Source organism: Novosphingobium sp. BL-S-19, from assembly GCF_055521675.1.
The window spans coordinates 1,112,776-1,138,920 of sequence record NZ_CM145497.1 but is presented as its reverse complement, the minus strand read 5'-3'; the positions used below and the strand labels follow the sequence as shown (position 1 = coordinate 1,138,920).

The window sequence follows — 26,145 nt, the reverse complement described above, 5'->3', positions numbered from 1 at the left end:
ATGAATCAAGGAATTGATCTAAAAAGAAAAACTCCAAGACAGGATCGATCCCGGCGCACCGTCGACACAATCCTAGAGGCAACCGCTCAGATTCTGGACAGCGACGGCGGCGAAAGCCTGACCACCAACCTGCTCGCGCAGCGCGCCGGCTATTCTATCGGCACTCTCTACCAGTATTTCGACAACCGGGAGGCCGTCGTCGTCGCACTGATCGAGCGCCAGCGGGAGGCGATGCGGAGGGATATCGACGCGCTGCTGAAAGCGCGCGACGACGAACCGCGGGAGGTGATGGTCCGGGCGATCGTGCGCCTAATGCACGATGCCTTCGCCCGGTATCGCCATGCCGATCCCCGCCTGATCCGCGCTCTTGTCACCTTCACACTGGATCGCGGCTTGCCCGAACCCGCCGAGTATGTCGCTGATGCCATTGTCGCCGTATGGCGTGGGGCAAGCAAGGCGGATGACCGGAGGCTGACCGACGCAGAGCGATTCGTCCTGACCACGGCCATCGTGGAGGTCCTACGCGCCGCAACCCTACGATCTCTCACTTTGCTAGGTACGGTTGAGCTGGAGGACGCGATGGCCCAACTCATCATCGGCTTTCTGAATAACGCGCAGGATAGAGTAGAAATGAATTCGCCACATTCGACCTGACCTGCCCCCCGAATGCCACTCTAGGAACGGCAACACCGCTTGCCTGGTGAAACTTTCCTTCACCACCAGACCGGTACATGCTGGCGAGATAATACACCGTGCTGCAAGAGACCGGTTCTGTACCTACCCCTCCCTCGCGGGTCTCGAGTACGCGCCCGACGAGGCAGCCGGTTTACGTCGGGCCCGTGGCAGGCTTCGCCCCCATTCCAGTCGTTCCCCGACCGCTTTGATGATCCCAAAACCGGCCCGTCAGCTTTCCGGTCCTGGCCCAAGAGGAATGACTGGATGAAGAGCAGTCGATGACAAGATCATCGCTGACAGTAGGTGTGTGATCCACGTCCGCGACCAGTCCGAGGGGATAAAGTATGTGAATGTCGCAACCCAAACAGTCGGCGCCTATCCATTCCACCGCATGGCGATACTACGCGACGACCGTGCGAGAGGCGGCCCAGCGGATCTCCAAATTGGGGGAAGCCGGGTCCGAGTTCAATCGGCAATCCGAACGATGCCCTGTATCCCCAGCATGGCTTCGCACACTGCATGGCGTTCGAGGATGGCTTCGACATGAGCGTTCCGCCCGCTGGTTAGCGATTGACCCGGTTTGCTGCGGGTCCGATCACCAGATTCTGCAAAGCTTGCACAATTGTCGAGACAGGATAATTCGGACCCTGATCCAGCCACCAGGCAAGGACGTCGAAGACGCCGTGCGCAACAAACGTGGCCGCCAACGCAGGCGGCATATCGGCGCAGAAAGTCTCGAGATCCAAATCCATCCCGATGATCGAGTGAGTAAATTCGTTTCTCATGGATGTTGCCGCTCCATGTGTGAGCAGCAGCTTCCAGAGGTCGCGTTTCCCGTCGACAAGCGCGCAAAGGTCTCGCAGGTCGCCGGCATTGTCAGAACTGACGATTGCCGAACGGATATGCTCGATGACGAACCGAGTCTCATCACCTGCGATGTCGGCGAGCAAAGCCTCTTTCGAGGCAAACTGCCGGTAGAACACCGGCACGGTCACTCCGGCTTTGTCCGCAATGCCTGTGATCGCGATATGCTCAAGCGGAGAGGATTTCAGCAGGTCGAGAAATGCGCTGCGCAAGGCATGATATGATTTCGCGACCCTGAGATCCTCAAACCGGCTCTTTTGCTCGTTGCGGCGGTGGCGGCTTGCATGTGCCGGCTGCGCGGTGGATTTGTCAGCTTGATCGACGTTTTCCGCCGGACTCCGAAATGCTTTCACGGCGATATGGCCACCCCATCGCCGCCTTTGCCGGCCGCATACCGTCTGACGACTTTTCCTTCTGCTACCTGCACTTCCGCTACAGTGTCCCGGCCGGTTTCCGCCACGAGAACTCGATCATCAGAATCGGCAAAAATCGCCGTTACCTGAATCGCATCGACCGCCCCGCTCACGGAAATTGTGCGCAGCAGCTGCCGCCGAGGCACAGAGTAGATACCGAGCGTTCCGGCCCCGATATTTGAGCTGACCGCGGTCTTGCCATCTCGGCTCATCACAACTCGGATCGGCACCGGGTCCGCGGGCAGAACGGCGAGCGTTTTGCCTTTTGCGATGTCGACGACACGCAGGCGCGGCGCCGAGTTATCGCCAACCCAGAGTTCCGTGCCATCTCGGCTGACTGCCAGCCCCTCCGGGTTACCACCCACTTTGAGATCAGAGCGCTTTCGCATTGCACGAAGGTCGACGATGCTGACCGTCCCGGCCACAACATTGGAAACATAGGCGGTCCTGTGATCGGGAGAGAGGACCACCATATGCGATCCCGCCTGCTCAAGGGCTACGGACTGCAAGCTGGCATCAGTCACATCCACAACAACCAGACTGCGCGACTTTTCAGCAGCAACCACAAGGCGCTGGTCCGAAATCCAGGCGATCCCGTGTGGCGCTTTGCCCGGCGATATGTCGATAGTCTTGATGTGCCTTGCTGTGCGGGCATCGAACAAGTCGATTGTCGAGCCACCATAGGCGGCGACGGCTGCAACTTTGCCGTTTGGCGAGATGCTCACCTCGTGAGGCGAAGGTCCGGTCGGCCGGCGAGACCATTCCTTTCCCGTCTCCATATCGATGAAGCTCGCGGTGTTCTCTCCCTTGTTGGCAACTATCATCGTTCGGGCGAGCCCCGTTACGCTTCCTGCAGCCAACGGAAGGACAAGGCCTGCGGCAAACACACGCAAAAAAGGTCCCAAGCGATATCTCCAGCTAGCGGAGCCGGCCACCGGGCTGCCGGCTCCTTCATTGGATCACTTTTGAGCCGGGACCTTCGCGAGTTCAGCGTCGACCTTTGCGAGCACTTCATCGGTGACCGTGTCGGCAGAGTATGACTGAATCTGCTTCAGGGTCATGCCCCGCGCCATCTCGATCTGAGGGTTGCTCACCAAATCCGGGAGATACTTCGTGAGAATGACCTTGGTTGCCGGATTGTCCAGCAGAGTGCCGATCGAGCTGGTCGAGGTCGAAAAGGCCCCGGCTGGTGCCGAGGCTGTAGCGGGCTCGGCGGCGTTGACCGACAGCGGCGCAGCTACGGCGAGAGCGAAGGTTCCGGCGGTCAAAATCTGACGAAGCATAAGTTAAATCCTCTCTTCATTGATATCATCCCGATCCAATTCGATCAGGCATTGACCCTTTTTGCTCGGCCTAGCGTGGCAACCAGCTACCTGCTTGCGCTAACCAGCATTTTTGCGTCACACACGATGGGATGGCCGAGAACAGCAAACCGAATCGCAAGTTGGGCGACACAGTATCGCATAAAACCGAGCCGCTGGCATCATCTAGATCGACCCACGCGCGTGCTTTGCGATCAGGCAAGGCACTGCAGGAAGCCATGTTGGCCCTGCTCCAGCGCAAGCCATTCGACCAGATCAGCGTCCGCGACATCTGCGCCGAAGCCAAGGTCCACTACGCCACGTTCTTTCGGCATCACGAGACCAAAGAAGCGCTGCTCAATGCCATCGCCAAGGACGAAATCGCGCACCTCAACCAGCTGACTCTGTCGATTCGCAATGCCGAAAGCTACGAGGCCGGGTTTGAAGCCTTGTGCGCATACGTCGCCGACCACCGCGCTCTTTGGGCAATCCTTCTCAACGGCGGTGCCGGCAGCGCAATGCGCGAGGAATGGCTGCGGGTCTCCATGGTCGTGGCAAAAAGTGAGAAGCCCATCAACGCCTGGTTGCCTACCGAACTTGGCACGATCTGCGCCGCCACGCTCATTGCCGAAACGCTAGCGTGGTGGGTCGGCCAACCCGAAGAGGCCTACAGCGTCTCCGAAATCGCCAAGATCCTCTACCGACTTCTTTCGACCTCAATCATGGCGCCGGATTGAGTTCTGCGTAGGTACCAGGGTCAGCAACCGCTCAATGGGCCGAAGAACGCGTACTGCTGAATCGTTCTGCCGGTCGTCGGCGGCCAGGTCGATAATGGGGGCCATGTACTGAGCTGCGAATATCATGCTGACGATGGAAAAAGCGGCAAACTTGGGGGCACCCAGGTCGGAATTCCCGTAACGCTCGGCATCGTGAATGATGGGCAATACCGAAGCGAGAAACGGGCTCCAGATCTTTTCCAGGACGTATTCCTGCCGCTCTCCCGGCTCGGACATCTCGCCTATAAACAGCGGGGATAATTCCGGTATCTCTATGGTAAGCAACACGAAGTGCCGCAGCGCCGCACTGGCGCGATCGGGAAACGGCTGGGCCAGTGCGTAAGTAGAATCGATTGCGGCGCATGCCAAATCGACGCGCTCACCCAATTCATCGACCAGCGACCTCCACAATGCCAGTTTCGAGCCGTAACGATAGAGGATCAAGGTCGGTGCGATGCCCACCGATGCCGCAAGTTCGCGCAGGCCAACATTCTCGAAACCGCGTCGCGAAAATGCCGACAAGGCACAACGCCCAAGCTGCTTGAGATCGGGCCCCTGCCCTTTCCTTGGCCGCGCGCGTTCCCGACGAGAGACAGGACCGCTATTTTGAGTTCGCATTATGGTCCTCCCTGCTCGCTTACCTGTCAAAGCCAGGGGCTCCGCCATCACCGGAGCACATTGCAAATCCAAGGCCGGAAGGACTGCGGTTGGGAGATCCCACAGCCCTTCCGTTCGGAAGCTTCTTACCGCGAGCCGAATGCTGCCCGGAAGGTCACACCGAATTCACGCGGAGCGGTTACCGAGACACCCGCATAGCGGCTGCTGTAGACCGTCGATCCGATGCCCGAGACAGCGAAGGTAGGCGGGCGGAGATAGACGTCGGTGACGGAGGTAAACTGGGCCAGATCGTCCTGACTGATCAGCTTCGTCGTATCGAAGATGTTCTTGGCATAGACCGACACTTCCCAGGCACCATCCTGCGAGCGCAGGCCGCCGAACAAATTGACGATGCCGTAAGCCTTTACATCATCGTAGGGGTTGTTCGGATCCGTCTTGGATTTGCCCTTCCAGCTAAACAGCCCGCGCAAATAGCCATCCATCTTGTTGCCGACGGGCAGAGTGTACTCGGCCCTGAACACGCCCGACCATTCCGGCTGGAAGGTCGCCGATTGTCCGCCGCCGGGACATTGCGCCACGCGCTCATCGCCGTAAGCCTGCTCCATTTGCGCAAGCGTGGGCGTGACCGTATCGGGAACCCCATCCGAACCCACAGCCCCGGTCTGGTTGTTGAGTGCATCGGTACAGGCCAGCAGGGCATTACCGATGCGGCTGCGCGCGAAGTTGACCGTAGCGCCCAGGTTCCAGCGCGATGTCGGCGTGAATGCCAGTTCGGCCTCGACCCCGTTGACCTTGATCGGCACTGCGCTCACGAAATTGAAATTGCCGATCGTCGGCGCGCCCGCCGAGTTGATGTTGATGTAGGCAATACCTGCACCGCCGGCCCGGTAGGGATAGTTCTTGTAGTCCTGGTGATAAGCAGTGAGGTTGAACTGCAGTTTGCGGTCAAACCAATCCGACTTCAAACCGATTTCGTAGGACTTGGAGCTTTCCGATGGCAGCGAGATATGGGCAACTTCGTTGGGCGTGTAATCGGCATGGGTGAAGTTGCCGATGGCCACGACAGGAGGGCGCCACGAACTGCCGGTCGAAGCATAGATCATCAGCCCCGGCGTGAAGCGGTGCTTGATGCTGGCGCTGTAGATCGTGGTGTTTTCGTTGACGTCCGATTGCGTGCCGTTCTGGCGCGTACAATCGCCTGCAGCGTACATGTCCGGCGTACAGCTGATGAACAGCCCGTCCCGATTATCGGTGAAGTGTATGCGCCGCAGTCCGCCCGAAAGTTCGGTGGATTCGGTCAGATGGAATGTCAGGTTGCCGAAGAACGAGTCTTCCGTCGGAGTGCCCTTCGCAATGTAGATGGGCGTGTCGGTAACGCTCGGGGCCGCGATCGGAATGCCGAGACCGGCAAGACGGAGCTGGGTGATGCTGAGATCGCTTAGATTGGTCTGCGACGGGACCGAGTAGCGGAAATAGCCCACCACATAGTCGAATAGCCCTGCGACCCGATCAAGGTTCTGCAAGCGCACTTCGTGGCTGCTGGTCGTCCCCTTGGTATCCGCAATCTGTGCGATCTCGAGGTCAGGGAAGAAGTTGGCAAGGTCGCGCACGCCGTAGCTGTGGTATTTCTGAGACGTAGCCGAACCCACGTAGATGAGGCGCTGCCCCAGGAAGTCCACTTCGGCGTTCCAGTTGTAGAACTGGAACTTTTGCGTGGTCGTGCTTGGGCGTGACTGGACCGAAAGCCGGTCGCTCAGGCCGATCTCGCCATAGTCAGGAGCACCGACGCTGGGCACATAATCGGGATCGTACTGGCTGACGGACCGCACCTGATCGAAGCGGGTCCCGTCATTCTGCATGCCTTCGTACAGGAAGCCCAGGCGAAGCCACTGGATCGGTTCGAAGCGGACCGCTGCGCGGATCGCATTGGTTTCGCTGCGCGGCTTCTCGTCGCTGTTCACGCTTGTCACGCGGTTACCGCGATCGAAGCTGTGCAGTCCTGCCACGCGTATACCCAGTACATCCGCGATAATCGGAATGTTCAGAGCAGCATAGAAATTGGTTGCGGAAGCCGAACCAAGCGTTCCGGCAACATAGCCCCCTGCTTCAACGAGGTCAGGCTCTCTCGTGGTCACGGTAACCGAACCGGACGGTGTCGAGCGCCCCCGCAACGTGCCCTGCGGACCGCGCAGCACTTCGATCTGCCCAACGTCGTACATCGTCTGCATGACGAAGTTCGACGGTACGGGAGCATCGTTGCGGTAGTACTGGATCGTGCCGTTCTCGGCGCTCACGTTCACGTCATGATTGACCCCGCGGATCGAGGACGAGGTTCCGATGCCGTTCGCATTGGGCGTGAGCTGAAGACCAGGGACAACCGAACTGATTTCGGTGAAGTTGCGGATGTTCAGCTTGGAGATCGCATCCGCAGTAACGGCATTCACCACCAGCGGCACGTCCTGCAAGCTCTCGTCGCGGCGCCGAGCCTGAACGATGATCTCATTCACCGCCGTTGCGTCAGCCGGTTCAGCAGGCGCCGCCGAAGTCGCATCCTGTGCAAACGCCGGTGCGGCCATGGCCAGCGTACTCACTCCAACGAATATGAGCGCATTCTTCCTACGCATCGAATCCCCTTCCCTACCTGATATTTTCTATTTGTTATTTTGTGCGCCACACTATCGCATTGGTCAATCCATTTAAGAAATATGGATTGACCTTTCGCTCAGGCGAAGTCTGTTGATCTGGTATTTGAACGGAGCCGGCAGACGCCTCGCGGTTCTGCCGGCTCATCACTCTGATCGTTCGGTTCAATCTGCCGGCAGAGCGGCCAGGTCCCGGTCGGCGGCATCGAGTGCTTCATTGGTGAACTGGCCCGGCGCGAACTTCTGAATAGCCCGCAGCGTCATCGACTTCGCCATCCCAATCCGTTTGTCGGTGGTAATTCCCGGGAAGTGTTGATCGAGCACCGCCTTGGCACCAGCATCCGCCAGGAGAATTGCCAGCTTCGTTGCGCCGGTTGAGTACCCCGCGGTCGGTGCGGCAGCAGGCACGTCAGTCGCCACGGGCGCAGCCGAAGCTGCTTCCGACTTCTGGATCACCGATGGCCGGTCCGACGAAAGATCGACGCCGGCGGCCGGCGTCAGCTTGAGATGCAGTTCCGCGAGGCCGCGGATGATGAAGCTCGGCTCGAAGTTGAGCTTTCTCGCGCCGCGCGGGCCGTGAATCTCCGGATCGAGATCGATGTCCGAGGTATACTGGAGCAGCTTTTCCAGGATGATCCGCACTTCCACACGCGCAAGCGGTGCACCGGCGCAGGTATGCGCACTGCGTCCGAAAGCCACGTGTTCGCGGATCTTCGGCCGGTCTAGCTTGAATTCCTTCGGATCTTCCCAGCGTGCAGGGTCCCGGTTGGCCGCAGCGATCGACAGCATGATCTTAGTCCCGGCCGGGACCGAGATATTGCCAATCTTCGTGTCACGGCGCGCCAGCCGAGCAGTCTGCTTGGTCGAACCCTCGAGCCGCAGAACTTCCTCGATCAGTGCGGGGATGAGTTTGGGATCGGCCCGAAGCTTGTCCTGCAGGCCCGGCTCATCGACGATGTAGCGCATCGCATTGCCGAGGAGCTTGGCGCTGGTGTCCTGGCCAGCGCCGAACATGAACATGCCCAGCTTAACGATCGCCATCTCGTCGGGAAGCGTGCCATCGGGGTAGAGCGCATTCGCCAGTTCGGAGAGAATATCCTCGCGCGGATTGGCACGACGATCGGCGACGTATTGGGCGAAATAGCCGCCCATGATCATGAACGGGTGGTCTTCGGCATCGAGGTCGAGTTCGCCGTCAAGATTTCCGGGAGGCGGCGCGTCTTGGATAAGGTCGATGAACCTCTGCCGATCCACGGCCGGAATACCGAGCAGGTCGGCGATGACCAACGTGACGAAGGGCGTAGCGATTGTCCTGACCAGTTCGACGCCGCCATTTGCCACGGCGTCACGAACCAGTTCGTCCGAGAAAGCCTGAATGAACTCCTCGTTCGCCTTGAGGCGCGAAGGCGTGAACAACCGATTGACCAGCGAACGCAGTTGCAGGTGCGGATTGTCGTCGAGGTTGACCAGCAGGTCGCCGCCATGGAACTCGTCGCGGTGCGCCTCGACCTGGGCCGTGATGTCGGATCCGTGCGGCGTGAACGGGAGAGGTGCAGCAGCCCCCTGCAGACCGATAATCGCCGAAAAATCCTCCGAATTGCGCATGATTTCTAGGGTTTCTTCAAACCCCATGACCATCAGATAGTCCTTGCCCTTGGGCTGATAGACCCGGCCCTTGCCCCTCACCGCTTCGAAGTAAGCGTAAGGATCGACGAGGATTTCGTGGTCGGTGAAGTAATCGCGATCTGCCAGTTCAGTCATTTCATCCCACTCCTGCTTCCTGCCCGCTCTTTCGGCGGGCAAGCGATGTCCGTTCGTTCAATCTTCCGGCGCGATCCTCACACGCAGCCCTTCGAGGGCATCTGTAATTGGCAACTGACACGACAGGCGCGACTGACCGCCACGGTGGCTGGACGAGTCGAGAAGGTCGTTCTCGTCGTCGCTCATCAAGGCGAGAGCGTCGGCAGGGCCAGCTTCCACATGGACATGACAGGTCGCGCACGAGCAGCACCCGCCGCACAGCGCCAGCATTTCGTCGAAGCCTGCGTCGCGTATGACTTCCATCACGGTTTGCCCGGGCCTTGCCTCGAGAACCCTTTCCTCTCCCAAGACGCCCACGACGGTAATTGATGCCATTTTCAGCCCTCTTTCAGGTTCTGACCTATTGTGTGCTCGTGGCTGCGATCATTGCCGTCGGTGCGAACCGCACTCCGTCGGCTCGCGTGAGGCCAAAATGAGCACATCCACTTTTATGCGATACAGTGTCGCATACGTCTACCAACTTGAGGACGTCAACCCGGAAGGCTTGCAATCGCGCATTGCAGAAATGGCCCGCTCGAGCGGCATTGGTCCTGATGCGGCCGACCTAATCTCCCGGCCATCCGCTTAGAAACTCTCGAACCTACAGGCCGCCAACGCGCCCACTGGCGGCGCGATTGTTCCGCGGCGAATCTCACGACCGAATAGAACTTCGATAGGTTTGATCGCTGCGGCGTTATCCATGGCGTCCGAGGTGCCTTCCAAGGCGCTCTGAGACCGAAACCTGATGAATTCAGCTCCCTTCTCGGATACGCAACTTCCAAATTGGTCTGACCGACTTGACAGTACGGACCCTCAATTATACGCGATACACTATCGCACAAAGAGGCGATGCTGGGAGAATTGCGGGATGCGCTTCGATCATGCGCACCTGCTGATGCGAACGTCAGGCGAAAAACAGATATGGCGAAGAACTACGCGTTTCGAGACTCTGCCGTATCGGTGAAGTTGGCGCTTTTGCTGTCAGTCGCCGCGTGCCCATCATTGGCACGCGCGCACAGCGAAGCAGCATCACCGCCCGCCGTATCGGATAATCTCGAAGCGGAATTCTCCGACCCGCCGATGGATGCCCGCCCTCGCGTGTGGTGGCACTGGATCAACGGCAACATCACCGAGGACGGACTTCTCAAGGATCTCGCCTGGATGAAGCGTGTGGGGATTGGCGGCGCGCAGGCGTTCGACGTCAATCTCCAAAGCCCGCAGATTGTAGATCAGCGCCTAGTCTACATGACACCCGCATGGCGAACGGCTTTCAAGGCCGCCGCCCGGGAAGCGGATCGCCTGGGCATTGAACTGGCCATTGCCTCTTCGCCGGGCTGGTCGGAAACCGGCGGGCCATGGGTGCCTTCAGCAGACGGCATGAAAAAGCTGGTCTGGAGCGAAGTGACGGTCAGCGGCGGAGCGCGTGCGCCCTTCAGCCTTCCCGCCCCACCATCCGTGACCGGACCCTATCAGTCGATCGCCGCGACGTCGGGGACCAACTCGACCATCAACGAGAAAGCGCCTGATGTCCCGGCACCGTTTTATCGCGACGCCGTGATTGTCGCAGTGCCCGCCTCGCCCGGAGACACTTCGGCCCTTCCCGCATTCGCCGACGCCGCAGGGAAAGCCATCGATGCAAAAGCCTTAACCGACAGCGATCTCGAGACGGGCATCGCCCTTGCCAAGGCAGGCAAGGGAGCGACGCTCCTTGTCGCTCGTTACCCAAGCGCTCAAACGATCCGCGCGGTCACGCTGTTTGTTCCCGGAGGCGCGGGCAAGTTCATCGGCGCCAACCTCAAGGCGAGCCTCGAGGCGGAAGTCTCTGCGGGAAAATGGATCTCTATCGGCGACATTCCGATGAGCCGTGTCCCCACCACGCTCGGCTTCGCGCCCGTGACTGCCCGCAATTTCCGCATTTCGTTTCAGGAGGTCAGCAGCCTTCCCAACATCGCCCCGCCGCCTGCCGGCGTGGACCTCTCTGCACTCGCTGCCGGCTTTTCAGGTGAAAAGCCCAGCACCTCGATCCGCATCGCCGAATTCGTGCTGTCCGGCCAGGATCGGGTCAATCGGGTTGAGGCCAAGGCGGGCTTCGATGTCGTTCCCGATTACTATGCGCTCGACAGCGGCCTTGCCAATTCTGCCGGGGTGGCACCGAACAAGGTCATCGACCTTACTAATCGGCTGAGGCCGGACGGCACGCTGGACTGGACGCCTCCCGCCGGGCGCTGGCGCATCATTCGTTTCGGCTATTCGCTTGTCGGCACGATGAACCATCCCGCTCCATTCGAGGCGACCGGGCTTGAAGTGGACAAGTACGACGCCGATGCGGTCCGTCGCTACATGGAACACTACCTTTCGACCTACCGCGAAACGGTCGGTCCCGACCTCATGGGCGGCAAGGGCATCCGGACCATACTCACCGACAGCATCGAGGTCGGCGCAGCGAACTGGACGCCGCAAATGGTGGCCCAGTTCAAGCGACTGCGTGGCTATGATCCGATCCCCTGGATGCCAGCACTGACCGGGACGATCATCGGATCGCGGCAGGAAAGCGAACGCTTCCTCTACGATTTTCGGCGGACCCTGGCGGACCTTCTGGCAAGCGAGCACTACGGCACGGTTGCCAAGGCCGCGCATGACAATGACCTTGTCGTCTATGGCGAGGCGCTGGAGGATCACCGACCACAGCTCGGCGATGATATGGCGATGCGCAGATGGGCTGACGTGCCCATGTCCGCCATGTGGTCGTTCCAGCGCGACCGCGGGCCCAAGCCGACCTACCTTGCCGACATGAAGGGCGCTGCATCGGTCGCGCACGTTTACGGGCGCAAGTACGTCGCAGCGGAATCCCTGACCTCGATGCTCTCGCCCTGGGCATTTGCCCCGAACGACCTAAAGCGGATGATCGACCTCGAGTTTGTGAGCGGCATCAACCGCCCTGTCATCCATACTTCAGTACATGTTCCGGTAGATGACAAGAAGCCGGGTCTGCGCCTGTCGATCTTTGGACAGGACTTCAACCGCAACGAGGCATGGGGCGAACTCGCGCGCCCGTGGATGGACTATATCGCACGCAATTCCCTCATGCTCCAGCAGGGCACCAATGTCGCCGATATCGCCTATTTCTACGGCGAAGAGGCCCCGCTGACATCGCTGTTCGGCGACAGGCCGGTCGCCGATGTTCCTGCCGGCACCGCATTCGATTTCGTGAACGCCGATGCCCTCCTCGGCGCCCTGTCCAACGACGGCGGCGATCTGGTGAGCAGCGGAGGGGCACGCTACCGCGCGCTCTATCTGGGAGGCTCTGCTGGCAAGATGAGCCTTGGGGTTCTCAACCGGATTGCCGAACTGGTGGAAGCAGGCGCGACGGTCATCGGCCCTCGCCCCGTCAGCGACCCGGGTCTCTCGGCTGATCCTGAGCGCTACCAGGCATTGCTCGAAAAGCTGTGGCCGAGATCGGGCGTGAACCAGGTCGGACGAGGCAGGGTGATCGCGACCAGCGATCTCGCCGGAGCCCTGCCCCAGGCTGGCATCCTGCCCGATTTCGTCTTCGAAGATGCCCAGCAGGGAGCAGCACTACCTTTCGTCCACCGCAAGCTGGCGGATGGCGATACCTATTTCATCGCCAACCAGAAGGATCGCAGCGAAACGATCACCGCGCGCTTCAGAGTGACCGGCAAGGCCCCGGAACTCTGGCATGCAGAGACGGGTAAATCAGAACCCGTCAGCTTCTCGGTTCAGGATGGGATGACCACGGTTCCCTTGACCCTGGGGCCGGACGAGTCCGTGCATGTGGTCTTCCGCAAGAACACTGCAGAGACCGAACAAAAAGTCGCTCCGGTCGAACTGACGGAAGCAGCGATCCTTGGCGGTCCATGGGATGTCGCATTCGAGCCGGGTCGCGGCGCACCGCCCCAAACCCGCCTTCCCGAACTCTCTCCGCTGGGCGAAAACGCCGACGCGTCCATCCGCTACTTTTCGGGTATCGCCACGTACACGAAAGAGTTCGCGGCTCCGCGCGGATGGAAGAAGGGAATGCCGCTGTTTCTCGATCTCGGCGAGGCGCGCGAGATCGCAGAGATTAGCGTGAACGGGCAGCGGGCAGGCTATGCCTGGCACAAGCCTTACCGCATCGACATCTCGGGCCAGATGCGTTCCGGCAAGAACCGGCTCTCGATCCGCGTGGCGAACCTGTGGGTCAATCGTCTCATCGGCGACGCACAGCCGGGCGCCACGAAAGTGACATGGACCGCGACCCCGACCTACCGGAAGGACGCGCCCTTGCGCCCATCCGGTCTGCTCGGCCCGGTACGGCTGCTGAACAACCGGTAATTCCGAATGAACACAAGTCGGCCGGCCGCAAGCGCGGCCCCTCAACTAACCGGGAGAAAGGCAAGTGGGCGATATCAAGCGGGTACTGAAAACAATGCTGTTGGGCTCGGCCATCGTGAGCGCGGCATTCGCTTCGCCTTCTCTGGTTGCCAAGGATCGCACTGCGGCCCAAACCACCGCCGCCCGGCCCGCAATCGACCTGTCGCATGGCTGGCGCTTTCGTTTCGGCGATGAACCTGCGTCAGTCACGGGAAGCGACTTCGACGACCGCGACTGGCAGCAGGTCTCTGTCCCGCACAGCTGGAACCACATCGGCGCCTATACCCTGACACGCGGCGCCGAGACCGATAACCGGCAGGGGGTGGGCTGGTATCGCCTCTGGGTCGATGCGCCGAAGGCGAAGCCGGGCGATCACCAGTATCTGGACTTTGCCGCGGTCGGCAAGCTGGCCGAAGTGTGGGTGAACGGCCACCATGTGGGCACCCATAAGGGCGCATTCGCCCGCTTCCGCCTCGACGTTACCGACGCATGGAAGCCGGGCCAGCGCAATCTGGTCGTGGTCAGTGCCGACAACAGCAAAGTGGAGCCCGGCAGTTCCACCTCCGAAGTCATCCCGCTGTCGGGCGATTTCTTCGTGCATGGGGGCATTTACCGCGAGGTTTCGCTGCTCCAGCTTCCGGCCGCCTCGATCGACCCGCTCGATTTCGGCGGGCCCGGGGTCTACGCGCACGCAACCAAAATCACGCCGGAAACTGCCGCCGTCGAAGTCCGCACGAAGCTCCGCAACGCAGGCGCTGCGCCTCGAAACCTCACGCTTGCAACCGAGATCCGCGACGCGCGTGGCAAGATCGTGGCCCGAACGGTTCAGCCCGTCATTCTGGCACCCGGAGCCAGCGAGCAACGCGCAGCGCTGGATATCGCCCGCCCCCATCGCTGGGACGGCAGAGCCGATCCCTACATCTACTCGGTCACTTCCACCCTTTCGGACGGCAGGACACAGCTAGATCGCGTGACGCAGCCACTGGGCCTGCGCACATTCCGCTTCGATGCAGATGCCGGTTTCTTCCTCAACGATCGGCATGTAAAGCTGCGGGGCGTCTCCCGCCATCAGGACGCGCTTGGCGCAGGCTGGGCGCTCACACCCAAACAGCATGCCGATGATATGGCGCTGATCGAGGAACTTGGTGCGAACACCATTCGTCAGGCCCATTACCAGCATGCCGATGCCTGGTCCGATCTGGCGGACAAAGCCGGCATGGTCGTCTGGGCCGAACTGCCTTACGTCACCACGCCCAGTGTCTCGGGCGGAAAAGGTTCGGATGCACTCTGGGCCAACGCCGAACAGCAGTTGCGCGAACAGATCCGGCAGAACTACAACCATCCCTCGATCCTGATGTGGTCGGTCGGCAATGAAGTGGATTCCGCCAAGGGCTTCGGCCAGAAGGGCGCACCACCGCAACCGCTCGCGCTGCTCCAGCACCTCAATGCAATCGCAAAGGAGGAGGATCCGGACCGCCCGACGACCTTTGCGGACTGCTGTGAGGGTCTCGGCCTTATCCAGACCGCCGGCGAGAAACTCGCCGGGACTGCCGATCTTATCGGCTACAACCGCTATTACGGGTGGTACTACCCCAACCCGCTGCAGGCACGGGCGGACCTTGGCGACACGCTCGACAAGTTCCACCGCGACCATCCCGCGCTGCCCCTATCGCTGAGCGAATACGGCGCAGGCGGCGCGATCAGCCAGCACAGCGACGACGTGCTGAGCGGCTTCGTCAATTTCGTCGGCCGCCCTCACCCCGAAGAATATCAGGCATGGGTCCACGAACAGACATGGCCGAGCATCGCCAAGCGCGATTTCGTCTTCGCCAGCTGGGTTTGGGCCATGTTCGATTTCTCCAGCGACCTGCGCGACGAAGGCGATGCCGTCGATCTCAACGACAAGGGGCTGGTCACTGCAGACCGCAAGGAACGCAAGGACGCATTCTGGTTCTACAAGGTCGCCTGGAGCGATACCCCTGCCCTGCATTTCGCAGGCAAGCGCTATGTCGACCGGGCCTATCCGGTCATGGATGTGAAAGCCTATTCGACCGCCCCGACCGCGACCCTGACGATCAACGGCAAATCGATCGGCACGGCGCCTTGCAGCGATTTCGTATGCGAATGGAGGAATGTCGCCCTTCTCCCCGGCGCCAATGAGGCGGTGGTCTCCACGACAACGGACGGCAAGACCCTGCGCGATACCGCCATCTGGAACGGCCCTGATCTCGAACGCAATGGCCTGCGGATCAATGCCGGCAGTCTTGCCGGGCTGGACCTTGGCACCCGGCATTTCGGCTCGGACACTTTCGTGAAGGGCGGCAAGCCTGTCGTGCTCAACCTCGTGGGCTTCGGCGGCCGCTCGATGGCGCCGATCCGGCAGGTGCAGGCGGCAGACCCGGCTCTGTTCGACTACTGGCGCGATGGCGACGCTTACGCCTACGACATCCCGCTGCCCAACGGCCGGTGGACGGTAACCCTTCATCTGTTCGAACCGCGCAAGACGGCCTCGCCCGATCAGGCGCTTACCGTGAAGGCAAACGGTCAGACTGTCATCCAGGGCCTCAATATCCTGAAGGAAGCCGGCGCCCCGCTCAAGGAACTGGTCCGCAGCTTTCCGGTCACCGTCGCCGATGGCCGCCTGATCCTCGATTTTTCAAGCGTCTCGGGAAATGCCGCCTTGGCCGGGATCGAGATTTCGCAGTGAACGCCGCAAGCCCGAATTCCTTGGAGAGAAGCATGTTTGACAGGCGCACCTTTCTGGCATCGAGCGCGGCGGCGGCCGCGCTTTCGGCAAGCGGCGTGAAGGCCGCCGATATTCCCGGTGAAACTGTCCGGGTCGATACCCGCACGATTGCCGGCACACTGCCGCATGTCTGGGAGGAATGCGTCGGATCGGACCGCGCGGCGATCACCATGCGCGAGGAATGGCGGCAGGACATGCGCTTGGCGGTGGCCGAAGCCGGCATCAAGCGCGCCCGGTTCCACGGCATCTTCAACGACGAGCTTGGCGTCTTCGGCAAGAGCATTCTGGAGATGCGCCGGAACGGCGGGCCGAACTGGCTCAATGTCTACCGTGTCTACGACGGCCTGTTCGATCTCGGGGTTTCGCCCTATGTCGAGCTTAGCTTCATGCCCGGCAAGCTCGCTTCCGGGAAGAGCCAGTTCGGCTTTTACGGTGGCAACATCACACCGCCGACCTCCGATGCGGAATACGCCTCCTTCATCAAGTCTTTCACGGCGGCGATGGTGGATCGCTATGGCATCGAGACCGTGCGCACATGGCCGTTCGAAGTCTGGAACGAGCCCAACCTCTCCTTCTTCTGGACCGCCGACAAGCAGCGCTACTTCGAGATGTACAAGGCTGCCGCGACCGCCATCAAATCGGTCGATCCGCGCATCCAGGTCGGCGGACCGGCAACCTCTAAAACCGCCTGGATCGGCGATTTCGGGCAATGGTGCGCGGCCAACAACGCCCCGGTCGATTTCTTCGCCACCCATGTCTATGCGGGTGACGATCAGGACGACGTCTTCGGCAAGGGCAGCCCCCGACGCGGCATCAACGACGTCATCCCCGAGGCCCTTGCCAATGCCCGGCGCACGATCGATGCCGGGCCATTCGCGGGCAAGCCGATGTGGCTGTCCGAATGGTCGTCCGATAGCCCGGCGATGATTGCCCACGTCATCGCCAACAGCATGGTCCACTGCGCCGGCATGTCGCAGTGGACCCTCAGCGGCATGTACGAGGAACTCGGCGTCGACGACTATATGCTCAAGGAAGGCTCTATGGGATGGAGCATGATGATCGACGGCATCGCCAAGCCCTCGTTCAACACCTATCGCCTGCTGCATCGCCTCGGCACAGAGCGCCTTGCTGCAAAGGGGCCGGCACTGGCTTCAAAGGACAAGAACGGGCGGATTTCCGTACTCGTCTGGAACCTTGCCGAAGTCGACCAGCCGGGCGGAATCCCGGGCATGACCTCGGAGCGCAAGATCACGGGAGGCCCCAAGAGGCTGACGCTGCAGCTTGACGGGATCAAGGGCCGCAAGACGGCCGAAGTCCGGTTCGTCGATTGGGAGCGCGGATCACCGATGCCGACCTGGCGGGCGATGGGCTCGCCCCGTTATCCCTCGCGCCCCCAGATCGCGCAGTTGCGTCAGGTCTCTCGTCCGGTCGTGGAAACCCGCCGCCTCAATGCGGACGGAACGCTCACGCTCGAACTGCCTCCTGAAGGTCTCGCCCTCGTCGAACTCGCCTGACCCGTGCGCCCCGGCATCGGCCCGCGAAGGGATGGTGCCGGGGGAAGGCGCTTCATCTCACCAGTTCCACATCGTGCCGTCATCAAGGCGCGCCACGGGAAGATAGGCCGGCTTGTACGGATACTTCGCTGCCAACGCCTCGTCGACGTCGACGCCGTGGCCGGGGGTCTCGCCGCAGAGCAGCTCGCCCTTCTCAAAGCGGTAGTCGTGCGGGAACACCGCGTCGGTCTCTTCGGAGTGGCGCATGTATTCCTGGATGCCGAAATTGGGCACCCACGTATCGAAGTGCAGCGCCGTTCCCATGGTGACGGGTGAGAGGTCGGTGGCGCCATGGCAGCCGGTGCGGATCTGGTAGAGGCCCGCAAGGTCGGCGATCCGGCGCAGATGCGTCAGCCCGCCGGCGCCGACTATCGTGGCGCGGATATAGTCGATCAGCTGGTTCTGGATCAGGTCCTTGGCGTCCCAGATCGTGTTGAAGATCTCGCCCACGGCCAGCGGTGTCGTGGTGTGCTGGCGCACCAGCCGGAAGGCTTCCTGGTTTTCGGCAGGGGTGCAGTCCTCCAGCCAGAACAGCTGGAACGGCTCCAGCGCCTTGCCTAGCCGCGCGGCTTCCATCGGCGTGTAGCGATGATGCCCGTCATGCAGCAGGTGATGATCGAACCCGTATGTTTCGCGAAGCTTTTCGAACAGCTTCGGCACGTAGTTCAGCGCCTTGTGTGTATCCCATCCGGTTACCGAAGGCAGCGCCGCGTCGGCGGGCTCATAGTAGAGCTTGCCCCGGCCCACACCATAGGCATCGCGGATCCCGGGCACGCCGGTCTGGGCGCGGATCGCCTTGTAACCCATGTCGATATACTGGCCCACCGCCTCAACCGTTTCGGCGATGTCGCTGCCGTTGGCATGGCCGTAGACCATCACGCCGTCGCGGCTGCGGCCGCCCAGCAGCTGGTAGAGCGGCATGCCCGCCATCTTGGCCTTGATGTCCCACAAAGCCACATCCACTGCCGCGATCGCGCGCATCGTCACCGGGCCACGACGCCAGTAGGCGCCGCGATAGAGATATTGCCAGATATCCTCGATCCGGCGCGGGTCCATGCCGATCAGACAGGGCACCACGTGATCCTCAAGATAGGCGACCACCGATTTCTCACGCCCGTTCAGCGTGGCATCGCCGATCCCGTAGACGCCCTGGTCGGTCTCGATCTTGAGTGTGACGAAATTGCGCCCCGGGCACGTGACGATCACTTTGGCCGATTGAATTTTCATGTGTCGACTTGATCCCGGCTAGGTTAAAGCACGCTAGATTGCGTTGACCAGTTAGATAATATTGGTCTTACCACAACGATAAGGTGGAAAGCTATGGCAGGTATCATGGGGGCGAAGCCGCCGCTTGGAGCGGATCCGGCGGCCGACGATGACGGTCGGCTATACCGCCGCGTGGCCAAGGCGATGATCGCCGAACTGCAATCGGGAACTTATGCCGTGGGCGACCGTATGCCGGCGGAGCGCGATATTGCCATCGGCATGGGCGTAAGCCGGCCCGTCGTGCGCGAAGCCATGCTCGCGATGGAAGTACTGGGCCTTGTCGAGGCCCGGCTGGGTGCTGGCACATTCGTGATCCGCCTTCCCGGCGAAATCGACAATGAACCGGAATTCGCGGTCAGCCCATTCGAACTAGTAGAAGCCCGGCTGCTCATCGAGGGCGAGGCTGCGGCGCTGGCCGCGCGCCATATCAGCGATGAGGAACTCCAGCGACTGGAAGAACTCGTCAAAGCCATCCAGCAGGAGAACGCCGAGGAAAATGGTGGCGAGAATGCCGACATGGCCTTTCACATGACGATCGCCAGGGCCGGCAGAAACAGTGCCATTGCCCGGACTGTCGAACAGCTCTGGACCCTGCGGTCCACCTCGCCGGAATGCCGACTGCTGCTTGAGCAAGCCCGGACGGCCAATGTTAAGCCGGTCGTAGAGGAACACCGCGCCATCCTGACCGCGCTGCGACAGCGCGATCCCGTCGCCGCGCGTGAGGCCATGCACGCGCACCTCAATGCCGTGCTTCAGCACCTTCTCTTCGCTGTCGAGGAAGAGGCGGTCGCTGCTGCGCGCCAGTCGGTTGCCGCCACGCGCGAACGGTTCCTGCGCTCCGATAGGGACGCATAGCCACTTCAATTCTCCGAACTGCGGGCCCCAGATGCGTTGTGCTCCGGGACCCGCCACCATTCAGGCCGCCATTCCGCCGTCGAGCAGCAACGTGCTGCCGGTCATGAACATGGCCATGTCCGATGCGCAGAAGAGGATGGCCCGGGCAATGTCGTCGGCGACACCGACCCGGCCCAGACGGCTGCTGCCGATGCCCGGAATCGGGCATGCCTTGATGGTTTCCTCGTCCCAATCAGCAATGAACATGGTCTTCTCGGTCAGCGAGAATCCCGGCGCGATGCCGAGCACCCGAATGCCTTGCGAACCCAGTTCGATCGCCAGTTGCTTGGTCAAACCGACTACGCCATGCTTCGAGCTGCAATAGGCGGCCTGGCCTTCAGATATGCCCATGACACCGGCCAGCGAAGCGACATTGACGATCACGCCGCCCTGCCCCTTTGCAATCATCCGCCGCGCGGCTTCCCTGGCTCCAACGAAGGAGCCGCGTAGATTGATCGCGAGGACGTTATCGAACTCATCGTCGTTAAGGTCGAGCAGCGGGGAAAACGAAGGTATGCCCGCGTTGTTCACCCAGATGTCCAGCTTACCGAACCGGCTCTCGGCCAGATCCGCTGCGGCCGTGATCGACGCAGTATCGCCGGCATCGAGACGGGTCGAAGTTACATCCACGGAGAAGCGCTCGGCCAGTTCCTTGGCAGTTGCGGCAGCGCCCTCCTCATCGATATCGGCAATTAGAACGGCGGCTCCAGCCTCCGCAAGGCGCCGCGCAGCGGCTTTTCCAAGCCCCCAGGCGGCACCGGTAACGACCGAACTGCGCCCCTTGAGCGAGATCAGTTGATCGAGCGAGCGCTCCGAAACGTCTGGCACTGGCATCCCCATTTCTCCTGTTTGTGGAGCTCGGCCCGGCTCCACTGTTGGTTGATAACGGCGCCATCAAAAGGTTCCTGCTGACCAGGATCGATTGCACCGCGCATTCGAATCGTGACGCACGCTTGCCTATCTGCAGGCTGGACAGGTTTCAAGTTGTGCGCCACAATATCGCACAAACTGGCATGACCGAAGATCGTTTGCCGGACACGAAAAGGCGTAGGCGAGCTCTTGCCGAGCGCCACAAGCGGGAGAGAAGGAATGGTTGCCAATCGTGTCGTCGTCGTCACGGGCGGAGCGTCGGGTATCGGCCTCGGAGTCTCGCGGCTATTTGCGAGCAAAGGCCACCCCGTCGCGATGCTCGACGTCCAGGAGGAAGCTTTGGAGCGCGAAAGTGAAGCGCTTCGGGCGCAGGGCGCGCGTATTGTCGCGCGAAAGGTCGACGTTTCCGATCGGGAGAGTGTCGAAGCCGCCTACGCAGACGTTCGCGGAGAACTCGGCCCGATCGCTATCGTGATCGCGAATGCCGGCATTTCCGAGAGCATTCGCTTTCAGGACGTGACCGTCGAAACCTGGCAGCGCATGATCGACATCAACCTGACCGGCGTTTTCCATACGGTTCAGGCCGCCTTGCCCGACATGGTCGATTCCGGTTGGGGCCGTGTCATCACCATCTCGTCGCAGGCGGCGCAGTCCGGGGCATCAGACCGCGCGCATTATTCCGCCGCCAAGGCCGGCGTGATCGGGCTGACCCGCTCCCTTGCCCGCGAATTCGCCGGCCAGGGCATTACCGTCAACACCATCCCCCCTTCGGTCGTCGCCACCCCCATGGCCGAGGCCGGTGTTGCAGCGGGAACGTTCCCGCCGCTGGAAGTCATCTCCCAGCACATCCCGATTCCGCGTCCCGGCACTCCGGACGACATCGCAGCAGCCTGTGAATACCTGGCGTCGGATGGCGCCAGCTACGTCACTGGCCAGGTACTCGCCGTCAATGGCGGCATGTTCATCGGATAAAGGCGGGTCTCCGGCGACGGCATCAGGCGAGGTTCTCGCTTGGACCTGTCGCCGCTCCACCTGAAAATGCCTGGGAGAGAAGGCAATGAGCAAGCCATCAGAAGCCCGAAAGCTGCGCGTGGTGCAATGGGCCACGGGAACAGTTGGCGCAGCAGCCATGCGCGCCGTTCTGACTCACCCCGACATGGAGCTAGTCGGGGTCAAGGTCTACTCGCCCACCAAAGAAGGCAAGGACGCCGGAGAGCTATGCGGAATGCCGCAAACCGGAATCAAGGCGGTTCGCGATCTGGCGTCGGTACTGGCACTCAGGCCAGACTGCGTACTCTATATGCCCGAACACACCGATTTTGACGATGTCTGCGCTCTTCTGGAAAGCGGCATCAATATCTCGTCGACGCGGGCGGAGTTCTTCCATCCCGGCAGCATGGATGCGGCCATTCGCGATCGCATAGAGGCAGCCTGCGCTGCAGGGAATGCGACGTTGCACAGCTCCGGCAGCAGCCCCGGCTTCATAACCGAAGCTCTCCCTTTGGTCCTCCTGTCACTGGCTCGGCGCCTCGACCTTCTCACCATCGATGAGTTCGCCAATTGCATCGACGGCTGCTCGGAGGAAATGCTGGTCGGCATTATGGGCTTTGGCGAAACGCCAGAAGTGTTTGCCCGGCGTCCGTTTTACGAGCGGGATGCAGTCTTCAACCATTCATTGCGCGCCCTCGCACAAGCAGTGGGCATCGAGATCGAGCGGTTCGAAGTTTCCAGTGAAGTGGCGCTCGCCAAAGTTCCGGTCAAACTCCATGAAAGCACTATTCCGCCAGGCTCCGTTGCGGGGCAGCGAATGGTCACCACCGGCTATCGCGGCGGAAAGCCCGTCATGCGCTTTCGTTGCAACTGGTTCGTGACCGACCAACTCGATCAGCCCTGGGATCTTCGCGGAGACGGATGGCGGGTCACGGTTGAAGGCGACACGCCGCTCGACATCAGCATCGGCTTTCCCATCCCGCATGGCGAACGCCAGAACACCCTCCCCAACCTGACCGCCCATCGCCCCGTCAACGCGATACCCAGCATCTGTGCCGCTTCGCCTGGTATCGCCACGACTGCGACCTTGCCGCCGGTGCTCGCACGATTGAGTTGAACAAACGCCCTTCCGTCTTGGCCACGCACTACCGCGTGGCAATACCAAAAGATTTCCGGAGAGAACCGATATGCCCAGAACCGAGCGTGCGCGCCTGCGCGGACCGGCCGGTCAACCCGCGAGCATAGCCATTGCATTGGCCTGTTTTGGCGCCGGAATTGCGTCGATTCCCGTCTCGTCGGCCTCTGAAGCAGCACCGCCGCCCCCGAAACCCGAACGCGTGGACATCGTAACACTTCCCTTGCCTCCCACCGCGCCATCCGAAGCCGCCGGTGCCTGCTCGTCAGACGTCAATCCGCGAGGAACCGGCTGCATGACCGCCGCCGATGACGGCATTGTCGAAGGCCCTGCCTACATGGGAGATGCCAGGCACGTCCTTCTCACCGTCCAGTTCGCCGGGGCGCCTGCGGCACCGGGCACTGGCTCCATTTACGATGGCCCACAGGTCATCGCCATCAAGACCGACGGCACAGTGTTTTCCAATGGCGACGCCTGGAAATGCATAACGTGCGGCGTGCCGGCCGAGGCCCGCCGCGACGCGAACCCCGCTTCCACCAACGAACACGGGCGCCGCGTCCCGCAGAGCGCCGGGTGGTTGAGCCTGGACCATCCCCAGGCATTCCCCGGCGATACAAAGATCGTCGCGGGGACCAACGTCGTCGATTGCGGCACATACAAGCTGACGGACGACCGCTGCACGCCCGATCGCATCCTAATCTATCCTATCCGCTGGAATGCGACGGCAGATGGAAGCGGCCCCGGCGGCTCGATGCGCGAACTGCGCCTCAATCCGGATGGCCAGCATCTGATGTGGAGCCATATGAATGCCACTGGGCCCGACATCGACCAGCACGGTCTCGTTGGCAGGCTCAGGTTCAACCCAGCGCCGCGCAGCGGCCTGCCGTTGGCACCACGCTATGAGCTCGACGATGTCTGGGTCCTGACCAATGCCACCTCGCCGGACTTCACTCCGTTTCACGAAGACCCCAAGAAGCCGGGTCGCCTGATCCATAATCCGCCCAAAGGCGCGATTGGCGAGGCAAGAGGATGGACGCGTGACGGAAGAAACGCCGTCGGCATGGGCATGCCCGAATCCGGCAATGTGGACATGTTCATCACCAGCCTCCAATCCGGCCAGTCTCAGCGGCTAACATCGGCCCCTGGCTATGCCGACCCCATCCTGATGTCCCCCGACGACAAATGGTTCGTGGTCTTCGATAACCGTACGGTTGATCGGCACATGTACTACGGTGCCATGCAGGGCATCCCACCGCTGACCGATGAGTTGACGCGCATGGTCATGCTCAGTGCTCAGTTCGGCTATCGCAACGGCATGCGCCGCTTCTTCCAGCCGATCCTCATCGACCGGTGGGGCGATCGAGGGGACTATCGCGGTCAGCAGCTTAATGCCGGCGACGGTGCTCCCGGAAGCCCCAGCGATCCCAATTGGAACGCGCGCGCTGATCCGGCATGGTCGCCCGATGGCACGAATGTCGTCTATTGGCAGGCGCTAGTGACTTCGCCCGACTGCGGCGGCGGCAATCCATTACCCTGCCCGATCTCGAACGAACCGGGCGGAAGGCATACGCGACTGATGATCGCACGATTACCCGAGCGCTCCGCCTTACCTCTTGGCCGCAAAGTTCCACCGGCAGCGCTCTCTGTGCCCTGGGGAACTCGATATCGCGCAGGAGATCCGATGCCGAAGCGGTATCCTTCTGCACCCGCTGGAAAGTTCACAATGGAAGGCTGGAAGGGCGGCAAGGCTCTTGTCGAAATCCGCAAGGCCGCAAATGGTCGAATTTCCTATGTTTCGGCAACATACTGCGGCTTCACAGACGATGGCACTCACATGATCGATGGAACGGAGAGCGCCGAACTCTTGATGCAGGAGGGGCGCCCCCGGATAGTCTGGCATTCGAATTTGCGTTCAAGCGGCGCACAAACCGGTACAAAAAGGACTTCGGAACCAGGCGGCTTCGTCATCAGCCCTCTAGGAGAGCCGTTGGAAGGCGACCTGACTACGACCATCGACCGGAAGACGTTCAGGAAACCTGCTCCGGGAACTTAAATCACCGATCCAGATTTCGGTCAGTGGGATTGATGGTTGGGTTGCACCGGCAGGTAATCACCGCCCTCGAGAGAGAAAACCGTAACCTTCGATCCCACATTCCCCCGGATATGCAACACCAATAGCTTCCGAGCCGACATGGGCGCGCGGTCAACCGCCCTCAACCAAGCCAAAACCTGCTGCTCTTAGATGTCTGACGCCTGGTTGCCCGATTGGCTGAGGCTGGGACCTTCGCGACTTTCTCGTTCTGAGTTCCCGACACCCGAAACCAGACACTCCCAACGTCCAGCTTGCTAAAAATCCATCGGCAGCAACCGCCCCCAATTCAGCCGTTTGGCAGCCACTTCGACGATTCCGAAAGCGGTCGGTCAGATTCGCGGTGGCTGGTAGCCGCCTATCTACCCTAACTAGGTTCAGTAGACGATCGTCCCAGGTCCAACCTGCGCGAATTGGGCCCGCAGCCCCGGACCGACTAGCGTTTCTGCCACGAGGGTAGCGGTAGGACGCGTTTTAGGCCCAGATCCTCCGAAATTCTCGTCCCAGATGGTGTTTGGAGTTCCACCACCTCCGCTTTCATCCCATATAGTGTTGGGAGTGCCTCCCCCGCCATTCTCATCCCAAATCATGGTCGGTCCACCTCCGTTGCCATCCGGATCGAGGTAAAGGTCGCCTTCATGGGGATCATCTTTCGGAGGCTCAGGCGGCGGCGGATCGTCGGGTCCGATTACCACAGGGGGGATTGTGATTGTCGATGAGCTCCCGCCCGTAATGACAACGGGCGGGACAGTAATCGTCTTCGCGCCTGCCGGCGCACCAGGCGTTGTCGTAACCGTTGGAGCTGGCGTGCCATTCGAGCTTGCTTGCTGTTCCGCCTGCTCTCGGGCGTTCGCATTGCTGCCATGGACTTCCAGCGCGGCGCCTAAGCCGACAAGAACTAACCCGTCAGCTGCGAGCGGAACCGCAGCGGGCGCACCGGCACCAGTTATCAAGGCACCGATCGCGGCCCCCCCTAGCATGCTGCCGGCGCCTTGCATGACCTTTCCAGTCCAGATCATGAAGTCGCTATAAGCTCCCTGTGCGCCTTGAGGCCCAAGATAGCCGGTCGGCGCATAGGGGTGGTGTCGCGTCTTCAAAGCCATTTGGACCAAGTCGACCCGGTCCGCTGCCAAGAAGGTCAG

General features: G+C 61.2%; 18 protein-coding genes. 9 read left to right on the top strand and 9 right to left on the bottom strand.

What is annotated here, in order from left to right; genetic code table 11:
- The gene (locus ACZ1JV_RS04905; RefSeq protein WP_465148605.1) at positions 1-654 is read left to right on the top strand and encodes a TetR/AcrR family transcriptional regulator; all 654 of its coding nucleotides are present in this window, start codon (positions 1-3) and stop codon (positions 652-654) included.
- A gap of 584 nt (positions 655-1,238) precedes the next feature.
- Here ACZ1JV_RS04905 and ACZ1JV_RS04900 read toward each other — a convergent pair.
- The 3 genes from ACZ1JV_RS04900 to ACZ1JV_RS04890 form a co-directional block, all read right to left on the bottom strand.
- Positions 1,239-1,892 carry a TetR/AcrR family transcriptional regulator gene (locus ACZ1JV_RS04900; RefSeq protein ID WP_465148480.1) on the bottom strand — a complete coding sequence of 218 codons (654 nt, stop codon included), beginning with the start codon at positions 1,890-1,892 and terminating at the stop codon, positions 1,239-1,241.
- Positions 1,889-2,776, bottom strand: a complete 888-nt coding sequence (locus ACZ1JV_RS04895; RefSeq protein ID WP_465148604.1) for a YncE family protein — start codon at positions 2,774-2,776, stop codon at positions 1,889-1,891. Before ACZ1JV_RS04895 ends, ACZ1JV_RS04900 begins: the two co-directional genes overlap by 4 nt.
- 135 nt (positions 2,777-2,911) lie before the next feature.
- Positions 2,912-3,235, bottom strand: coding sequence for a hypothetical protein (locus tag ACZ1JV_RS04890; protein ID WP_465139732.1), 324 nt, complete (start codon positions 3,233-3,235; stop codon positions 2,912-2,914).
- 131 nt (positions 3,236-3,366) lie between these two features.
- Between ACZ1JV_RS04890 and ACZ1JV_RS04885 the strand changes: the two genes are divergently transcribed.
- The gene (locus ACZ1JV_RS04885; RefSeq protein ID WP_465139733.1) at positions 3,367-3,990 is read left to right on the top strand and encodes a TetR/AcrR family transcriptional regulator; all 624 of its coding nucleotides are present in this window, start codon (positions 3,367-3,369) and stop codon (positions 3,988-3,990) included.
- Here the strand turns inward: ACZ1JV_RS04885 and ACZ1JV_RS04880 are convergent.
- The 4 genes from ACZ1JV_RS04880 to ACZ1JV_RS04865 form a co-directional block, all read right to left on the bottom strand.
- Positions 3,970-4,551 (bottom strand): TetR/AcrR family transcriptional regulator, encoded by a 582-nt coding sequence (locus ACZ1JV_RS04880; protein ID WP_465148603.1) that lies wholly within the window; start codon positions 4,549-4,551, stop codon positions 3,970-3,972. The two genes, ACZ1JV_RS04885 and ACZ1JV_RS04880, sit on opposite strands and share 21 nt — an antisense overlap.
- Positions 4,552-4,772: 221 nt before the next feature.
- Entirely contained in the window at positions 4,773-7,271 is a 2,499-nt protein-coding gene (locus ACZ1JV_RS04875) for a TonB-dependent receptor (RefSeq protein WP_465148602.1), read from the bottom strand.
- 183 nt (positions 7,272-7,454) lie between these two features.
- On the bottom strand, positions 7,455-9,050 hold the full coding sequence (locus tag ACZ1JV_RS04870; RefSeq protein WP_465148601.1) for a cytochrome P450: 1,596 nt from the start codon (positions 9,048-9,050) through the stop codon (positions 7,455-7,457).
- Positions 9,051-9,107: 57 nt separating this feature from the next.
- Positions 9,108-9,425 (bottom strand): 2Fe-2S iron-sulfur cluster-binding protein, encoded by a 318-nt coding sequence (locus ACZ1JV_RS04865; protein ID WP_465148600.1) that lies wholly within the window; start codon positions 9,423-9,425, stop codon positions 9,108-9,110.
- A 744-nt stretch (positions 9,426-10,169) separates the two neighbouring features.
- Here ACZ1JV_RS04865 and ACZ1JV_RS04860 point away from each other — a divergent pair.
- The 3 genes from ACZ1JV_RS04860 (at position 10,170) to ACZ1JV_RS04850 (ending at position 17,720) form a co-directional block, all read left to right on the top strand.
- A complete protein-coding gene (locus ACZ1JV_RS04860; RefSeq protein ID WP_465148599.1) occupies positions 10,170-13,421 on the top strand; it encodes a glycosyl hydrolase in 3,252 nt (1,083 codons plus the stop codon).
- Positions 13,422-13,485: 64 nt separating this feature from the next.
- Positions 13,486-16,167, top strand: a complete 2,682-nt coding sequence (locus ACZ1JV_RS04855) for a glycoside hydrolase family 2 TIM barrel-domain containing protein (protein ID WP_465148598.1) — start codon at positions 13,486-13,488, stop codon at positions 16,165-16,167.
- Between the two features lie 32 nt (positions 16,168-16,199).
- Positions 16,200-17,720, top strand: a complete 1,521-nt coding sequence (locus ACZ1JV_RS04850) for a GH39 family glycosyl hydrolase (RefSeq protein ID WP_465148597.1) — start codon at positions 16,200-16,202, stop codon at positions 17,718-17,720.
- Between the two features lie 57 nt (positions 17,721-17,777).
- Here ACZ1JV_RS04850 and manD read toward each other — a convergent pair whose 3' ends face one another.
- Positions 17,778-18,986 (bottom strand): D-mannonate dehydratase ManD, encoded by a 1,209-nt coding sequence (gene manD / locus ACZ1JV_RS04845; RefSeq protein ID WP_465148596.1) that lies wholly within the window; start codon positions 18,984-18,986, stop codon positions 17,778-17,780.
- A gap of 93 nt (positions 18,987-19,079) precedes the next feature.
- Between manD and ACZ1JV_RS04840 the strand changes: the two genes are divergently transcribed.
- Complete coding sequence (locus ACZ1JV_RS04840) at positions 19,080-19,880, top strand: FadR/GntR family transcriptional regulator (protein ID WP_465148595.1); 801 nt, start codon at positions 19,080-19,082, stop codon at positions 19,878-19,880.
- A 60-nt stretch (positions 19,881-19,940) separates the two neighbouring features.
- Here the strand turns inward: ACZ1JV_RS04840 and ACZ1JV_RS04835 are convergent, their stop codons facing one another.
- A complete protein-coding gene (locus tag ACZ1JV_RS04835) occupies positions 19,941-20,753 on the bottom strand; it encodes an SDR family NAD(P)-dependent oxidoreductase (protein WP_465148594.1) in 813 nt (270 codons plus the stop codon).
- A gap of 255 nt (positions 20,754-21,008) precedes the next feature.
- On the opposite strand from ACZ1JV_RS04835, the gene ACZ1JV_RS04830 reads away from it, so the two are divergent.
- The 3 genes from ACZ1JV_RS04830 to ACZ1JV_RS04820 all read left to right on the top strand — a co-directional run bounded on the left by ACZ1JV_RS04830 (position 21,009) and on the right by ACZ1JV_RS04820 (position 24,967).
- Positions 21,009-21,761, top strand: coding sequence for an SDR family NAD(P)-dependent oxidoreductase (locus tag ACZ1JV_RS04830; RefSeq protein WP_465148593.1), 753 nt, complete (start codon positions 21,009-21,011; stop codon positions 21,759-21,761).
- A gap of 85 nt (positions 21,762-21,846) precedes the next feature.
- Positions 21,847-22,896: an NAD(P)H-dependent amine dehydrogenase family protein gene (locus tag ACZ1JV_RS04825; protein ID WP_465148592.1), complete on the top strand. Its 1,050-nt coding sequence runs from the start codon at positions 21,847-21,849 to the stop codon at positions 22,894-22,896.
- Between the two features lie 313 nt (positions 22,897-23,209).
- Entirely contained in the window at positions 23,210-24,967 is a 1,758-nt protein-coding gene (locus ACZ1JV_RS04820) for a TolB-like translocation protein (RefSeq protein WP_465148591.1), read from the top strand.
- Positions 24,968-26,145 lie beyond the last annotated feature (1,178 nt).

Bases quoted from the DNA above. Each gene is read 5' to 3' on its own strand.
- ACZ1JV_RS04885 (WP_465139733.1), top strand. From the start codon at position 3,367: ATGGCCGAGAACAGCAAACCGAATCGCAAGTTGGGCGACACAGTATCG.
- ACZ1JV_RS04860 (WP_465148599.1), top strand. From the start codon at position 10,170: ATGGATGCCCGCCCTCGCGTGTGGTGGCACTGGATCAACGGCAACATC.
- ACZ1JV_RS04895 (WP_465148604.1), bottom strand. From the start codon at position 2,776: ATGATAGTTGCCAACAAGGGAGAGAACACCGCGAGCTTCATCGATATG.
- ACZ1JV_RS04865 (WP_465148600.1), bottom strand. From the start codon at position 9,425: ATGGCATCAATTACCGTCGTGGGCGTCTTGGGAGAGGAAAGGGTTCTC.
- ACZ1JV_RS04850 (WP_465148597.1), top strand. From the start codon at position 16,200: ATGTTTGACAGGCGCACCTTTCTGGCATCGAGCGCGGCGGCGGCCGCG.
- ACZ1JV_RS04830 (WP_465148593.1), top strand. From the start codon at position 21,009: ATGGTTGCCAATCGTGTCGTCGTCGTCACGGGCGGAGCGTCGGGTATC.
- ACZ1JV_RS04905 (WP_465148605.1), top strand. From the start codon at position 1: ATGAATCAAGGAATTGATCTAAAAAGAAAAACTCCAAGACAGGATCGA.
- ACZ1JV_RS04835 (WP_465148594.1), bottom strand. From the start codon at position 20,753: ATGCCAGTGCCAGACGTTTCGGAGCGCTCGCTCGATCAACTGATCTCG.
- manD (WP_465148596.1), bottom strand. From the start codon at position 18,986: ATGAAAATTCAATCGGCCAAAGTGATCGTCACGTGCCCGGGGCGCAAT.
- ACZ1JV_RS04875 (WP_465148602.1), bottom strand. From the start codon at position 7,271: ATGCGTAGGAAGAATGCGCTCATATTCGTTGGAGTGAGTACGCTGGCC.
- ACZ1JV_RS04820 (WP_465148591.1), top strand. From the start codon at position 23,210: ATGACCGCCGCCGATGACGGCATTGTCGAAGGCCCTGCCTACATGGGA.
- ACZ1JV_RS04825 (WP_465148592.1), top strand. From the start codon at position 21,847: ATGAGCAAGCCATCAGAAGCCCGAAAGCTGCGCGTGGTGCAATGGGCC.
- ACZ1JV_RS04870 (WP_465148601.1), bottom strand. From the start codon at position 9,050: ATGACTGAACTGGCAGATCGCGATTACTTCACCGACCACGAAATCCTC.
- ACZ1JV_RS04890 (WP_465139732.1), bottom strand. From the start codon at position 3,235: ATGCTTCGTCAGATTTTGACCGCCGGAACCTTCGCTCTCGCCGTAGCT.
- ACZ1JV_RS04840 (WP_465148595.1), top strand. From the start codon at position 19,080: ATGGCAGGTATCATGGGGGCGAAGCCGCCGCTTGGAGCGGATCCGGCG.